12 protein-coding genes and 1 tRNA gene are annotated in these 15,251 nt (G+C 37.8%); 2 read left to right on the top strand and 11 right to left on the bottom strand.

The features are described from left to right. Positions 1-56 precede the first annotated feature (56 nt). Positions 57-1,178 (bottom strand): Gfo/Idh/MocA family protein, encoded by a 1,122-nt coding sequence (locus tag PQO05_RS18510; RefSeq protein WP_273628925.1) that lies wholly within the window; start codon positions 1,176-1,178, stop codon positions 57-59. A gap of 212 nt (positions 1,179-1,390) precedes the next feature. Here PQO05_RS18510 and PQO05_RS18505 point away from each other — a divergent pair. Beyond that, positions 1,391-1,463 (top strand) — tRNA-Lys (locus PQO05_RS18505). 147 nt (positions 1,464-1,610) lie between these two features. Here the strand turns inward: PQO05_RS18505 and PQO05_RS18500 are convergent. Next, positions 1,611-2,213, bottom strand: coding sequence for a serine O-acetyltransferase (locus PQO05_RS18500; protein WP_273628924.1), 603 nt, complete (start codon positions 2,211-2,213; stop codon positions 1,611-1,613). Between the two features lie 346 nt (positions 2,214-2,559). Between PQO05_RS18500 and PQO05_RS18495 the strand changes: the two genes are divergently transcribed. Beyond that, positions 2,560-4,653, top strand: coding sequence for a right-handed parallel beta-helix repeat-containing protein (locus tag PQO05_RS18495; protein WP_273628923.1), 2,094 nt, complete (start codon positions 2,560-2,562; stop codon positions 4,651-4,653). A 27-nt stretch (positions 4,654-4,680) separates the two neighbouring features. Here the strand turns inward: PQO05_RS18495 and PQO05_RS18490 are convergent, their stop codons facing one another. From PQO05_RS18490 to PQO05_RS18450, 9 genes are all read right to left on the bottom strand, one after another. Next, positions 4,681-5,472 (bottom strand): WecB/TagA/CpsF family glycosyltransferase, encoded by a 792-nt coding sequence (locus PQO05_RS18490; RefSeq protein ID WP_273628922.1) that lies wholly within the window; start codon positions 5,470-5,472, stop codon positions 4,681-4,683. Positions 5,473-5,797: 325 nt separating this feature from the next. Further along, positions 5,798-6,337: an acyltransferase gene (locus PQO05_RS18485; RefSeq protein ID WP_273628921.1), complete on the bottom strand. Its 540-nt coding sequence runs from the start codon at positions 6,335-6,337 to the stop codon at positions 5,798-5,800. A gap of 10 nt (positions 6,338-6,347) precedes the next feature. Next, positions 6,348-7,412, bottom strand: a complete 1,065-nt coding sequence (locus PQO05_RS18480) for a glycosyltransferase family 4 protein (RefSeq protein ID WP_273628920.1) — start codon at positions 7,410-7,412, stop codon at positions 6,348-6,350. A 26-nt stretch (positions 7,413-7,438) separates the two neighbouring features. After that, a complete protein-coding gene (locus tag PQO05_RS18475; protein WP_273628919.1) occupies positions 7,439-7,960 on the bottom strand; it encodes a serine acetyltransferase in 522 nt (173 codons plus the stop codon). A 14-nt stretch (positions 7,961-7,974) separates the two neighbouring features. Next, a complete protein-coding gene (locus tag PQO05_RS18470) occupies positions 7,975-8,979 on the bottom strand; it encodes a glycosyltransferase (RefSeq protein WP_273628918.1) in 1,005 nt (334 codons plus the stop codon). Between the two features lies 1 nt (position 8,980). Further along, positions 8,981-10,453: an MATE family efflux transporter gene (locus tag PQO05_RS18465; RefSeq protein WP_273628917.1), complete on the bottom strand. Its 1,473-nt coding sequence runs from the start codon at positions 10,451-10,453 to the stop codon at positions 8,981-8,983. Next, the gene (locus tag PQO05_RS18460; RefSeq protein WP_273628916.1) at positions 10,434-11,756 is read right to left on the bottom strand and encodes an O-antigen ligase family protein; all 1,323 of its coding nucleotides are present in this window, start codon (positions 11,754-11,756) and stop codon (positions 10,434-10,436) included. The genes PQO05_RS18465 and PQO05_RS18460 overlap by 20 nt, the downstream gene beginning before the upstream one ends. A 50-nt stretch (positions 11,757-11,806) precedes the next feature. Continuing rightward, the gene (locus tag PQO05_RS18455; RefSeq protein ID WP_273628915.1) at positions 11,807-14,227 is read right to left on the bottom strand and encodes a GumC family protein; all 2,421 of its coding nucleotides are present in this window, start codon (positions 14,225-14,227) and stop codon (positions 11,807-11,809) included. 2 nt (positions 14,228-14,229) lie between these two features. Next, positions 14,230-15,024, bottom strand: a complete 795-nt coding sequence (locus PQO05_RS18450; protein ID WP_273628914.1) for a polysaccharide biosynthesis/export family protein — start codon at positions 15,022-15,024, stop codon at positions 14,230-14,232. Positions 15,025-15,251: the final 227 nt, after the last annotated feature.

The following is a 15,251-nucleotide window of genomic DNA, read 5'->3' as shown; positions in this document are numbered from 1 at the left end:
ATAAAAAAGCCACCTAGAAGGTGGCTTTTAATATTAATTGTTTTATAATTAATGCATTACAGTATAACTCTTTTGCCGCTTGCCGCCGACCTTTTGGCGGCATCCAAAATCTCCATTACAATCATATTGTATTTTAAAGACGAAAGATCATCTGTGCCGGGCAATTGATTTCTGAGTACAGCGGTAAGATAAGTGATAGGATCATTAATAGGAGCGGCCAACGCTGGTGCTGTTTTACTGCCTTTTCTATTCTCACGCATACGGCTGGTAATGTCGGTACCATTTAATGCATGCAAATACCCGGTTTGGCCAAATACTTCCAGGTCTTTGATAGAGAAAGGCCAGTTCCATGAACCTTCAATTTGTCCGGTGGCCTCGGGATACTCAACAATAATTGTAGCGTCGTCTTCTACCTTTGGATACACATTGGGCTTATAATGGCGGGTTATTGCTGTTACTGCAATAGGTTTACGGCCTTTCATAAACCAGGTCATTAAGTCGGCCCCATAACAGCCAAAATCATTAAGTGCGCCAGCACCGTTCAAAACAGGGTCAGTAAGCCAGCTTAAAAATTCGGGGCTACAGCCAATTTCCTTAGGTCCCTGATGGCCGTCGTGCACCACCATTTTTCTGATCAGTCCAATACTATCAGCATTTACCGTATTATAAACATCATGATAGGATGCGTACCAGGTGGTTTCATAGTTTGTTAGTACCTTTATGTGGTACTGATTTGCAAGTTGCTCAATTTGTTCTGCCTGAGCCAGGGTAGCAGCCAGCGGTTTCTCTACCATTACGGGTACATGTAATGGTGCACAAATTTGTACTATCTTTAAATGATTAGCCACTTCATTATAACCCAATACAGCATCGGGCTTTTTTAATTGCACCAGTTTTTTGAGATCTGTATCAAACAGCGAATCGGGCAAATGATACAATTTTCCAAATTTTTGCCACAGTTGTTTGTTGGGTTCGGCTATGCCTACAATATTTACACGGCCTTCATTAAAAGCGTGTAGTACATTGTGTATATGATCGTGGTTGAGGCCGGCTACTACCACACGCAGTTGCTGTGCATGGAGATGTACATGTATACTTAATAACAGGAATGCCAGGATCGATAATTTTTTGCAGGCGGTTACAGATTGCACAATGCTTTTGCAATAATTGAATTTCATAATCTTTTAGGAGATGGTTTACGACGGGCAATTTCGAATTTTTAAATGATATTCATAAAAAATTGCGTACTATTAATCAGATATGTTACATTAGGCAAGTAAGAAATGCAGATTGGTACTTACGAACTAATTTTACAACAGCCAAACATTCAGCGATGAAAAACGCTTTATTAGGTTACAAAAATTGTGTTGTTTTGCAACCCAATCAACCCGACTCCGTAGCTCAGTTGGTAGAGCAACAGACTCTTAATCTGTGGGTCCTGAGTTCGAGCCTCAGCGGGGTCACAAAAGTTCGCAAGTACCGGGGTACTTGCGAACTTATAACAGTTTTTTTGCTATAGGCAATCCATGAGGTAAACATCGTTCTGAACGCGATTTAAATTTATTTTATTGTTAGAAAATAGAACTGCGGAACTATAATCTGATATAGTGTTATAACTTCTGATCATCTGCTGATACTTTCAATCCATTTCTTCTAATAATGTATGCGGGTACACCTACTACTGTGCAGTTGTCGGGCACATTTTTAACAACAACGGCATTTGCACCAACAATTGAATTATCGCCTATTAAAACATCACCAATAACTTTGGCACCTGCATTAATAGTTACGTTGTTGTTCAGTGTCGGCATATCTGTATCATTAGAGTACCCTATTGTAACCTGCTGATTGATCCAGCAATTTTCGCCTATTGATTTAGCTGCAATTATGGTTGCAAAACCGTGTTGTATGAACAAGCCTTTGCCAATATCATTTGTATAGATATATAATGTAGATAATCGTGGGCAAATAATATTTAATAAATGTTTCCCGGCACCAATGCGCAGATAAAATACATTTCGGTATTCTGGGTAAAAACTTAATAAATATAAAAAGCCGATAAGCCTGCTATAATTAAGCGCATATATTTTCATCCACCTCTCTACATCGGCATAAATGGTATTTCTGTTTTTATGTAAGGCATACAACAGTAAATGAGGCGCACATCTAATAAATTCAAAGAATATTTTGAATAAAAAAACTTTTTGTTTCAAAAGGGAGGGTGGATTATAGAATGGTAAATCAGAATCAGCAATTGTATTGCGCTGAGTAGGATATTAACCCATATATGCCACTTATGTTTCGTTTTAATTATTATAAGTGTACAACAAATTAATACTAATGTTTTCAATTTAAATCTATATTAGCCTTAGTATTTGTAAATAAGACATTTATACACAACTTTAATATCTTATTACTCGTATACATTGGTAATACATGCGAAAGCAGCCTAACCCTTGTCTTGTTTTTAAACAAATATTGATAGTAGGCGGTGTGGTATATAAATTCTATATGCTTTGTTAGTCGGTTATCCTAAACAATAATAAAGCATAATGAGTTATGAAAAATACCCCATACTTGCGTAGCCTGCTTTCTAAATTAAACCCTAATGTGGGTTTATTTATAGCCGTTATTTTGTTTGGTTACAACCAATCATACGGTTCTACCTATTATATTTCAAGTTCTGCAGGTAACGATGCCTATACTGATGTGCAGGCCCATAACCCATCTACCCCCTGGAAATCATTAGATAAATTAAATACTTATTTTAAGTTACTTGGCGCAGGCGACTCTGTACTCTTTAAAAGAGGAGAAATTTTCTATGGTACTATTGCAGTCGCTAAATCGGGTGCTGTTTTTGCACCAATTTATTTTGGTGCTTACGGCAATGGGAACACGCCTCAAATAAATGGTTTAACAACGCTTAAATACTGGAAATTAGTTAAAAATGGAATTTACGAAAGCCCATGCGTAACTGACGGCAGTATGCTTGTTTTAAATGGGGTACAACAAGCTATAGGGCGTTACCCTAATAAAGGTTATTTGACCTATAAATCGCATCAAGGAAATACATCTATTACCAACAATCAGCCGGGTGATTTAAACAACTGGACCGGCAGTGAAGTGGTGATCCGTAAAAACAGGTGGATTATTGATAAAAGTGCCATAACATCAGATGCCGGTGGCATAATTAGTTACGCGGCTGGTACTAAAGATATGCCTACAAATGGCTTTGGCTACTTTATACAAAAAAGTGCTAAAACATTAGATCAATTTGGTGAATGGTATTATGATGCATCGCGAAAAATGATGATGGTTTATTTGGGAAACAGGAACCCTGAAAATTTCATCATTCAAACCAACGCAGAAACTAATCTCGTAAACATCACGAAGTTCAATAATATCGTCTTCGAGAATTTATCATTTATTGGTGCCGGTAATAATGCTTTCAATATCACTAATTCAAACAAAATTATACTGCGGCATTGTAATATTGATTTAACAGGTGCCGATGCCGTTTCGGCTTCTTACTCTCCGTTCTTAGCTGTTCAAAATTGTAGTATAAATCACTCTTTAAGCGGCGGAGTCAATTTAGATGCAGGTTGCGTTAATTCAACCATTATTAATAACGAAATAAAAAATACCGGACTGATACCGGGTATGGGTAAAAACGGCTCAGGTACTTACGAGGCTATTACATCATTTGGGGATAATACCCAGATAGAAAAAAATAGAATAGATAGTACGGGCTATAACGGCATCTATTTCGGTGGCACATCATCTTACGTTAAAAATAATTACATCACGTATTTCTGCCTCACAAAAGATGATGGTGCGGCGATATACATAGGCGACTGGTCTAAAACAATGCATAAATGCGTAATAGGTAATATTATTATGCATGGCGTTGGTAATGGTACGGGTACAGTATCGCCTTTATCTCTACAGGCAGAGGGCATTTATATTGATGACAATACCGAGAGCGTTGCCATTACAGGTAATACAATATCCCTATGCGCCAACAATGGTATTAAGATCCATAATGCTAAAGACATTAATATTTACGGAAATACAGTTTTTAACAACGGTGTGCAGTTAAGGTTAGAGCAAGATCATTACCTAACTACAAGTAGCTATATCCGTAATAATAACATCCGGAATAACACCTTCTTTTCTTTAAACGATTTACAGCCGAATGCAAAATTCTCATCCCAGCAAGATGATATTACCGCTTTCGGGCAAATAGATAGTAACTTTTATTGCCAGTTAAAGAAAGAAATAAGTGCAATTATGGCGTCGACCGTTAAAGACGGCAAGGGGGTAAACCAAACCTATAACTTAACCCGCTGGAGAACTGCTTATGGTAAAGACCAGTTTTCTATCGAGTTATTACCTTACGAGGATATCATGTTCGAATTTAATGTAACAAACGAAGTTAAAACCATAAAATTGGATAAACCTTATGTTGATGTACATCATAATGTTTACAAAGATAAAGTAAGCATTGACCCTTTTTCATCAATTATATTGGTGGCTAATGAGCGCCTTGCCGGTAAAACATCACAAAATACTATTACTGATAAAAAGGGTATAAACACTTATAGTGGACCACAAAAAGTTGCAGTAGCTGCTATTGCCAATAATTCTTTTTAAATTTTTTACCAGCAAGCCACCTTAAAATCAGGCAACTGATCTTAAGGCTTTAATCATATAAATAGGCTCAACGGCTGATCTAATCAGTAGTAATTTTAATTTTTCTTTTAAAATTAAACCAGCGAATACAGGCCCAAAATATAGGTAGCGTTTCCATAAACGTACAGGTTCTGATGTTAACCGGCCTAACCATTCCATGCCCAGATTTATCCATATTTTGTTTGGGCGTTTAGTTGTACCGGCATAAAAATCAAATACAGCACCTATAGAACAAATTAATTTTGCATTAAGCTTAAGTTTGTTTTTTGTAGCCCATACTTCTTGTTTTGGCGCTGTCATACCTACAAATAATACGTCGGGGCGAAATGCATTTATTACCGCAAATATTTTCTTATTGTCTTCAACGCTAAAAACTTTTTTAAATGGCGGAGAATAGGTTTGGACTTTAATGTTGGGGTATTCAACATTTACCCTCGCCTTAATTTTTTCTAAAGTGAAATTTGAAGCACCCAGGTAAAAACATTTACCATTGCTTTCGTTCAAAGAATGAAGTAAGTATTGATGGAGGTCTGCACCTGCAATTTTCTCTACTTTTTTACCGGTTAAAAACCGGATAGCCATAACTACACCTATACCATCGGGCAATAAAACGTCTGATTCTTGTAACGACTTTTTAAATTCAGGGTCTTGGTTTGCTATACAATAAGAGTATTGATTAATAGTATTAATTAAGAGCTGGGGCTTGACTGGAAGAACACTTAATGGTTCTGAGTATAAATGATAACCTGAAATATTATCAAATTGATTATTTGAAGACATTATGTACGTGGAGTTATTTAAAAAAATAGTTCTCATTGATTTAATTATAAATCAATAAATTAATATTGGCAGTTAATTCACGAATTGTGCCACGATATATCCGCTGTTAATTAATGGTTAATAAAAATCGACTAAAGAAACTTTTAATGCAGATATTACTTTTATTTGTTGAAAATATTCTTATAGAGAGTATTTAATGACTTAATAGTCATTATTTCTATGGCTATAGCGATATGGAGTGTTGAGTATTGTGAACACAAAAAGGATAAAGTGACGTAATATAAAAATGATTTGTAGCCATGATTATAATCATTATGCCAAGAAATTATAGTTGAAGTAAGCTGAGGTGATACTCCAATTCTTGCTTTGAACTAAAGCGGTCTTTGATTTTTTTTGCAGGCACACCGCCATAAATAGAATAAGGCTCCACATCTTTTGTAACTACAGAGCCGGCTGCAATAATACTACCTGTGTGTATGGTTACACCACTTAAAATGGTACAACCGTAACTCACCCACACATCATCTTCAATAGTGGTTATACTGTTTAATCCAAGCCAGTTATAATCTTTATCGCGTATTTGTGATGCCAGTCGGATGGGCACGCCGGGTTGTTGATAATGATGATCGTACCGGCCAACTAAAGCTACACGATTACCCCATATTACGTTATCGCCGATAATAGCATCGCTTTCAATAAATGAATCACGGCCTATGTAAAAATTTTTACCAATGGATATCGTCTTCTTGGCCCATATCCGTACACGTGTGCCGCTGTAAAAGCCGGGGCCTATTTTATATTTACGATAAACTACTTTCCTAAGAAATTCGTTCCTGATTTTTTTTAGGAAATTAATTACAGACATTATGAGTGGATTATCTTTGAAGTGTTACGGCCAATTCGGCGCATACCTGCTGTTTACTAAATAAATTTCCTTTTATCTTATTATTCCCTGTCATTTCATCCATCATCGTTTGCGACTGTAGCAGATTGTTAACCTTATTAGCCAGCTGGATGCTATTCTCTGGCTCAACCCAAAGGCAATTTTCGGGTTCAACAAGGTAATCAACAGCCGCACGTGTAGGGGTGGTTACTACACACATGCCCGCAGCCACCGCATTAAATAAAGCCATTGGAAAACCTTCGGGGAAATAGGTTGGAAACACCAGAACGTCGCTGCTTGCATAAAAAGGTATTACATCCTGTTCGGGAATAAAGCCTGTAAATACCACAAACTTGCTTAAGCTCAGTGTAATTGTTAGCTGTTTTATAGACTCCAGTTCCGGGCCATCACCTACAATAATTAGGGTGGTACGATGCATTTCTTTGATTTTTTGAAACGCATTAATTACCTCGTAAACACCTTTCTGTTTAATAATCCGACCCACGAAAAGCAGTATTTTATGATCATCAGGTATTTTAAGCAGGCTTTTAAAATTGGCTTCTGGTGTAAATTGTGTATTGCGGACTATGTTTTTAGTGACAAATACCTTGTCAGCCGATAAATAACCCGCATTGATGATAGTATTCTGTTCTTCTGTTGACAGGAAAAACCAGGCTGAAACCTGCTTTTTAAGGAAAGGCAGCACAATTTTACTCATCAGCGGGTTCTTGCTTTCAAATACTTCAATATCAGATCCGTGCGATTTAATAACGAACCTTACCGGATGGCGGTATAAAGTTTTAAGTAAAGAAATGGTGATAAAGTCGCGTATTCCGGCCAGGGCTTCTAATCTCGAATTGAAGTAAATAACGTCCGGTTTAAATAGCCGGGCTAATTTGATGAGGTTAAAAGCATTTTGAAATATAACCCGCATGCGGCCTGTTTTTGAATCTACGCCTTCTTTGGCCGCGTAAAAAAACTTATTACAAGGGTAACCCAATTCCTTCATTCCCTCCATCTCATCCAATGCAATTTCTACATGGTGACGGGTGGGCATACTAAATAATATACGTGGCTTGCTCATCATACAATTGGGGTAGTATCTTTTCTTGGCTTTGCAATACCTGGGTTACCGGTTACAGTGCTGTAAGGGGGTACATCTTTAACCACAATTGCCCCGCTACCTATCAATACATTATCATTAATTGTTATGCTCCCGATAATACATACGTTACTGCCTATATCTACATAATTGCCAATAATGGGCGATGTACTATAGTTGCCATTAGCTAATTGTTTATTACCGATCGTGGTTGATTGCCTGAGCGTGCAGTTATGCCCGATAACAACCTGGTTGGTCATCACCAATGCCTGCCCATGGAAAAGACTTAGATTTTTGCCGATCTTCACATTCCATGGAATTTCAATACTGAAAAACCACTCCACCAGTATCCGGTAAAACAGGAGGTAAATAAAACCTATATAGTAATAAATTTTACGGGTAGAGCAGAAATTAGCTATTCGGAAAAGCAGCAGTATAATCCGGCCCTTTACATTCCCTTTGTTAACGCGCCAGTCCTGAAATATAAATTCAAAAAAGTTCATATAGTATGCAATATTTAAACACTGGCAGGCTTTGGTTTCCGGGTTCTTTTAACTACCTCAGCATCGGTGAGCCTACCATACCAATACATCAGGCGTGTGTAAAGGCGTGGAGAAAAATGAAATATTTTTAAAGCATATCTATGCTTAGGTTTCAGGATATTACTGTTAATGATAGACTTGTAATTGTCCAGATTGCGTATCACCGTGTTGTATTCTGCCGGGTAATCTTTTTTTCCAATCAGGAGTAATAAGTTAAGGAGGGAGATATTAGATATGATATCGAATACCTGTGCATCCAGCAGGCATTTTGGATTTTCGCCAGATACCAGCTCAACCATTGCAGCCGATACCTTGATAGTCTCCATGTATTTGGGGTTAAAGGCACTCATACTTGCCGAATTGCCCCTGAGTATATAATTGTACTTAACAGAATTTTGCAGAACGGTTTTTTGCGCTTTTAAAAATACTTTGCATGAGTACAAAATGTCTTCATATATGCTGCCTTCAAACTTAATATCACGTACAATGGGCAGTTTGTAGATCTTGTTATTGGCGCTACGGTCAAGGTCGCCCTTTAAGCAGGCAGAGAGGGCGTCATCATGATTTAGAACGACAAGCTTTGAATCTTCTGCAGGGATAATTGCCTTTTCAGGGAAGATAACGCGTAACCTGCATACAGATATATCGGCATTATAGCTTAATGCATTATCCATTAGTAACTGGTACATATCGGGCTCAATAGTATCATCGCTATCTATAAAGCCAATATAATAGCCGGTAGCATGATTGATGCCTGTATTTCTGGCAGCCGAAACCCCCATGTTTTCCTGATTAATTACAACTACACGGCTATCTTGCTGTTCATAAGCCAGGCATATATCGCCACTTGTGTCTGTAGAACCATCGTTCACCAAAATGATTTCGAAGTCTGTGAATGATTGGTTAAGTACAGATTGAATACAAGAGTCGATATGTGCTTCTTTATTATAAACGGGGATAATGATTGATAATGCCGCCATACTAAACAGTAGGTTTTTTAAGTGTGAGGAAATTGAAAGAGAAGTTTCTTTTTTGCAGAAGAAGTACTGATGCCGCAATAAAAAAGAGTGCGATGGAGAATAATATAAAAAGTGCAACAGGGTTGGTATTTATGGCGAGATAACGATAGGCTAATACAATAAGCGCCATAGGGATGTAAAACACAAGGCAGTGTTTTATAGTGGTTATCTTTTTCCTGATCAGCAATACATCCTGCAAAATGTGGAATACAAGGAAGGAGAAGAAAACTGAATAATTGATTATCGAAAGCTCGCGAATAAAATACAACCCGATGAAGCATCCTGCTACGTTGACGACCAGGCTGATGATGTTAAACCACATATCGAGTTTCTCTAAACCGATGGCTACAATTAAATTGGCTTGCAATAAAACGGTAGGCAGTACTAAAAAGGTAAGAAACATTTGCTGTGTACATAGCACAGAGCCAGGGTAACCTTTGCCAAAGGCCAGCGGCAGTATCCAACCCGAAAATGAGTAAATAAATAGGTAGGACACAATAGCGAATAGTGTATAAATGAAGAATACAGTTCGGTAAAGCCGTGACAGCGCAAGGTGGTTACCCTCATTAAAATGCTTAATAAACTGTGGGTAAATGGTTGATGAGCCTACGATTGGTAATATCAACAAAACAGAAAATAGGCGAAATGCAATCTCATAATCGGCCACACTGCTTAGGGCAAGTGTTTTGGATATGATGATGTTCCCCATTTTCCAATAGATGATAGAAATACTGCCAATGATGATAAACTGCCAATTTTTAATAATCAGTAGTTTAAGGTCATCAATTGATATTTTGGCTTTCCAAAGGAAGCGGAAGTTGATATTGTTGGATGATCCCAGTTTAATAAATAAACCCAGCGTAAGCACCCTGGCTATTATCATGATAACTGATAATATGACCACAGAAAATGGATGGACAAACAATAAACAACCTGAAACCAATTTCAAAAATCCATCTATTACCAATATGGCTGCAGTTTTGCGTTGCCGGTTTTCGGCAATGTTAAGGCTCCTTATCGCATTAATGAGGTTGTCGAAAACAATGTTGGTACCCAAGATTATGCACAACAATCTGATCTGTACGTCGGAATAAACGATGAAGGCGAATATCAAATTGACAATGTAAAACAGTAATCCTAAGCCAATTTGCGTTTTTAAAAACTTGCCGGTAAAGGTGAGCTTGTTGTCTTCCAGTACATATTGCCTGATAAACCATTGGCCCAGGCCCATAGAAGAAAAGGCCGCCACAATTTGATAAACCGAGGTTGAAACCAAAAAACGGGCAAATTCGGCAGAGCTATACCTGCGTGCTACAATGGCAAAAAAGGCGCATATAAACAAAATTTGCAGAATATTGGATAATATTCCCCATGCACTGTTTTTTACCAGTGATGACTGTAAGAATTTTGCCTGCTTAATTTTCGACCAGTTCATGTGTATCGGTATTAATAGGGTAAGCTACTATCAGCACAACCATACTGGCTACCATAATAAGCAGCCTGTTATCAAAAATTGAGTAAACAGTATTGAAGGCAACCAGAAAGCTTATTAAAGAAGCCATGAAAAATGTAACCCGTTTATCGTATACATTTTCAATAAACAGTAACAGGCCCTTTATAAGTGGGATCAATAAAAGCAGCACAAATAAGCCAAAGCCGATAAAGCCTAATTCCACCATAATTTTCAGATAGCCGTTTTCGGGTTGGTCGAAATATACCAGTTGCCCGTCTTCAATTTCAAGGTATTGATCCTGGTTATGCCTGATCACAAAACTCTGGTAATTGTTATCTCCAATGCCGAGATAGGGGTGTTGCTTAGAAATATCAAATGCTTCTTTCCAAATATTCTGGCGGAAGGTTAAATCGTCCGAAAGGTTTTTCGCCCGGTCAAATACTCCCGTATGTATAGAGATAAGTGAAAAAGCCAGATAGCCAAGAACCATAAACACTAAACCATAAATGCGGTAGTTTTTGGCTGCCATAAAAAACACCACCATTAACCCTAATGCTAAGCCACCAAATGCAGCCCGGCTACCAGCCATATTAATCCCAACAATGCACAGTACAAAAAAGGTATAATTAAGTATGACGTTTCTCCGGCTCGCACCTTTTTCGATGTATAAAAACAGGAAGCTACCCATCGCCAGAAACTGGCCGTGTGCCTGGGCATCATAAAATATGCCCGGATACCTGGTGAGGTTAAAAATGGGGTCGAAAGTATTGGGGGATAAACCCGGATAAAAAGTGAATTTTAACCCCACTATTCTTTGAATGAGTAAAAAGATAATTGCAGCCACATAACCCACTTTTAATGCCTTGATAGCTTTTAAAAAGAACGATGTGTCCTTATAGCACTCCGTCATAAAGAAGCGTGCGAAAATAAAAATAGGCAGCGCCTTAATAAGGCTAAGCCATGTTTTACCCGGAAACTCGGACGATAGGCCGCCCAGTAGAATGATGATTCCCAACAAGATGAAAAGAAAAAAATAGATGTTATTCCTGCTTTTCAGATTAATGGTAATAAAATCCTTAAACAGGAATATAAAGCTGTAAAAGCAAATGGCATCAAATGTTTTAAAGCCACCAAATGCCTCCGGCGTAATTTTCATATCCATTAAAGGCAATAGGGATAAGATGAAAATTAAACAAGACTGTACGTTGTTGCCCCTGTAAAATATATTTAATACAAACAGCAACAAGGTTATACCCGGAATGATAACAATTAATTTATCCAGCATGTTAAATGGTACTCAGATCGATTTTGCTTAGCAGGAGATATTTTGATGGGTTAAAACCTGCTTAAAAATTTTTTCCATGCGATGTTAAATGTTGGTTTGGCAGGCTCGATGTTGTAATAACTATTATCGTAGTTATAACCATATCCGTATTTGCTTTTCTTGATACCGTTAAAAACGATCTGCATATTGGGCAGCTTTTCGGTTTGCTCAATCTCGCTGATAAAATCCAGTTCGTTTTTGCCTGTATAGCCTTGTCTGATAATATATAGTGATACGTCGGCAAGTTTGGCAATAATCATGGCATCAGTTACCAAGTGAAGGGGTGGGGTATCGATAATAATATCATCATACCTGTCCTTCAACTCCGAAATCAGTTCAACCAAACGCTCATTTTCCAATAATTCAGATGGATCAATCGGGATTTGTCCGCATCCTATTATATCCAGATTGGCAATTTTACCAGATGGATTGATAATGCTATCGACTGAGATACCCGACGACAAGAATTCGCTAATACCTGGTTTATCATTTTGCAGATTAAAAATCTTTAAGATCTTAGGTTTACGCAGGTCCATTTCCAGAATCACAGTTTTACGCCCGGTTGCCGCCAATGATACTGCCAGATTTACACTCACGAAGCTTTTACCTTCTTTCGAAATGCTCGACGTTAATAAAGTTACCCTGCCCTCCACATTCAAATCCTGATCTGCTACCAAATTCAATGATGCTTTTGAAAGATTTAACGGCGTAGTCAAATTAGTGTGTGCATAGTGTAAATTGGTACGCAATGCCCTAAACTGTTCGCCTATAAGGTGGTGCTTATTGGTAACAACAATCACATCATCATTCAGGTCTTCGTACGAGAGTTCGCCTAACACAGGAATATCTAATGCGTTTTCAATATCTCTGCGTTCTGTGATCTTGTTGGTCAACGAGTTTCTGAAATAGATAATCATGAAAGGTATGCCAAGCCCGCAAAGCAAAGCAATAGCAAATACGAATGATTTTTTAGGCCAGGTAACATCGCCTACGTTAGCTTTATCAACTACCCGCGCGTCAACAAAGGTCGAGGCGTAACTTAATGCCAGTTCTTCACGTTTTTGCAGCAGGTAAACATACAGGTTCTCTTTAATAGACTGCTGGCGTTTCATGTCCACAAACTGTCGCTCTTGCCCTGGGATATCTTTGATCGATGATTGAGACTTGCTGTTAAACGACTGCAGTTCTTTTTTAGAACTCAGCAATGATGCCTTAATCCCCTGAACCGTTTGCCTAATAGATGCCTTAGTTAACGCAATTTGTTTGTTAATAGGCTCAAACATGGGGTTGCCCTCTGGCGTAGTAGCTAATAAGGCGCTACGCTTCAATTGCAGGTCGGATAGTTTTTCAATCAGGCTGTTTAATGCAGGGTCTGTAATACCAATTGTGGCAGGTGCTGTGCCGCTGTCATTAGGTGAATTGACATATCGCTCAATGCCGTTAATAACATTAAGCTGCACGTTTACTTCATTTAACTTAATGCCATTGTTTTGCACATTTTCGAGGTACACCTGCGATTGCGATGATATATCTGTTATGCCCTGGCTGCTTCTGTAGCCTTCCACATTTTTTTCTGCGTGGCTCAATTCGCCGGTAAGGGATGCTAAACGGTTATCGATAAAATCAATGGTGCTTTTAGTAGTACGTTTTTCCTCCATCAAAGCAGCCTGATTATAGGCCATAATTAAAGTATCCAGAAAGTCGACACCACGTTTAGGTACTTCATCACTAATGGATAAGCCAATAGTTGGCGCCAGTTTATCAAGCAAGTGCGCATCAATAGCCTTAACGTAATTGTTGCTTACTTTTTGGGGATCGTTAAGTTCAATAGTTATGTTTGACCCAATGTATTGGTCTGTGAAATCAGTAGGTTTCAATAACCAAGTACCAAAGCCATTTCTTATAGGTTTGTTAAATGCAGCAGTTTGTTTTTGGCCGCTTGCATTATTAAACACAAAGGTGTTTTTGTCTTTAACAAGTATGTTGATCTTTTGATCGGATAACGAACCTGCTTTTTGAACGAGCAAAAATTTAACAGGGCTGCTTTCATACAAATCCTGAGTTTTTAGCCCATTATCAGATTTATAATTAACCCATAACTGCAAATTATTCACCACCTGATTAATCAGGTTTTTAGACTTTAATATTTCAATTTCTGTTTCCGCATTTTTAGGCGAGCTGGTTTGGTTCAGTTCGGGTAAAGCTGCCTTATCTTCCTGCGGAGATTTCTTTTCGTCCTTCACCAGTATGGTGGCACTTATTTCATAAACCGGATTAACGTTATGTAAATAAATGTACGCGCCTACTATCGCTATAATTAACCCTAATGCAAATAGCGGCCAGTGATACAGATATTTAGTTAAAACAACCCGCAGATCAGTAAACTGATGAGACGGGATTGTTTTAACATTTGTAGATTGCCTGCTATTCATGATTAATTATGGAATAATGAGATAGAGATAGCAATTAATGATAGCGCCGAAATAATTAAGCTGGCATTACGGAAACCTGTATCAACAGTAGCGAGTTTAAGTTTGCTTGGCTGCACAAATATTAAATCATTACTTTTTAGGTAGAAATATGGTGACTCGAAGATTTTCTTAGAGGTAAGATCGATTGGAATATATATTCTTTTACCTTCAATCTCTCTTACTAAAATAACATCTTCACGTTTACCCGTAATATTTAAATCGCCGGCTAAACTTAATGCTTCGGTAACGGTAAGCCTTTCACTTGCACTGGTATAAATATTAGGGCGCAATACATCACCCAATACGGCAACTTTAAAGTTTACCATCCTTACAGATACAGTTGGTTTGCTTAAGTAGGCCTGTAATTGTTGCTGTAATTGTACAGATAATTGCGAAGTAGTTAGGCCCGAAACTTTAACTACACCAACCAAGGGTAAATTAACTTCGCCTTTTTGGTCAACAATATATCCGTAAGTAGGGCTGCTTGTATTGGTACCGGCAGATTGTGTGTTATTGTTAAAAACGGCTGCAGCTTCGGGGTTTAAACTGGTTACGTTAATGGCTATCTGATCTGTCGGCTGTATAGTGGGGATGGTATAATTGTTAAGATCTTCGGTTGTAATTTCAGACCTGCTCAAATCCTGGAAATAGGGAATCTTTTTATAAGACGAGCATGATGTAATAACTGATAATACAGCTAATAAGGCAAAAGGGAGCAAGGTGCGTTTATACGCACTTGTTTTAGTAGATAGTTTCATTGACTATTGTTGGTTAAGCGTTTAAAGATCCGATCACAAAACAATGTGAACGGGTAATAAATTTTAGATCTCGGAGATAGTCTTTTTTATTTAAAAGTTATCATATTTGACTTTTGAATAAAAAAATAATCTAAAAGTTATAAAAAGTTATTTCCACGCATGGGCAAGTCAACATCCGTGCCAGTAAAAACCGTTGAATATCACCTATCTATTTATAGTTATAAATG

Origin of the sequence: Mucilaginibacter jinjuensis (assembly GCF_028596025.1) — a bacterium.
In the GTDB taxonomy this organism is placed as follows: Bacteria; Bacteroidota; Bacteroidia; order Sphingobacteriales; family Sphingobacteriaceae; genus Mucilaginibacter; species Mucilaginibacter jinjuensis.
The sequence above is the reverse complement of the archived record's forward strand: the minus strand, read 5'-3'. Positions and strand labels throughout refer to the sequence as shown.

Coding starts and splice junctions, on each gene's coding strand:
- PQO05_RS18470 (WP_273628918.1), bottom strand. CDS start 8,979: ATGGCGGCATTATCAATCATTATCCCCGTTTATAATAAAGAAGCACAT.
- PQO05_RS18480 (WP_273628920.1), bottom strand. CDS start 7,412: ATGCCCACCCGTCACCATGTAGAAATTGCATTGGATGAGATGGAGGGA.
- PQO05_RS18455 (WP_273628915.1), bottom strand. CDS start 14,227: ATGAATAGCAGGCAATCTACAAATGTTAAAACAATCCCGTCTCATCAG.
- PQO05_RS18460 (WP_273628916.1), bottom strand. CDS start 11,756: ATGCTGGATAAATTAATTGTTATCATTCCGGGTATAACCTTGTTGCTG.
- PQO05_RS18510 (WP_273628925.1), bottom strand. CDS start 1,178: ATGAAATTCAATTATTGCAAAAGCATTGTGCAATCTGTAACCGCCTGC.
- PQO05_RS18465 (WP_273628917.1), bottom strand. CDS start 10,453: ATGAACTGGTCGAAAATTAAGCAGGCAAAATTCTTACAGTCATCACTG.
- PQO05_RS18475 (WP_273628919.1), bottom strand. CDS start 7,960: ATGAACTTTTTTGAATTTATATTTCAGGACTGGCGCGTTAACAAAGGG.
- PQO05_RS18485 (WP_273628921.1), bottom strand. CDS start 6,337: ATGTCTGTAATTAATTTCCTAAAAAAAATCAGGAACGAATTTCTTAGG.
- PQO05_RS18450 (WP_273628914.1), bottom strand. CDS start 15,024: ATGAAACTATCTACTAAAACAAGTGCGTATAAACGCACCTTGCTCCCT.
- PQO05_RS18495 (WP_273628923.1), top strand. CDS start 2,560: ATGAAAAATACCCCATACTTGCGTAGCCTGCTTTCTAAATTAAACCCT.
- PQO05_RS18490 (WP_273628922.1), bottom strand. CDS start 5,472: ATGTCTTCAAATAATCAATTTGATAATATTTCAGGTTATCATTTATAC.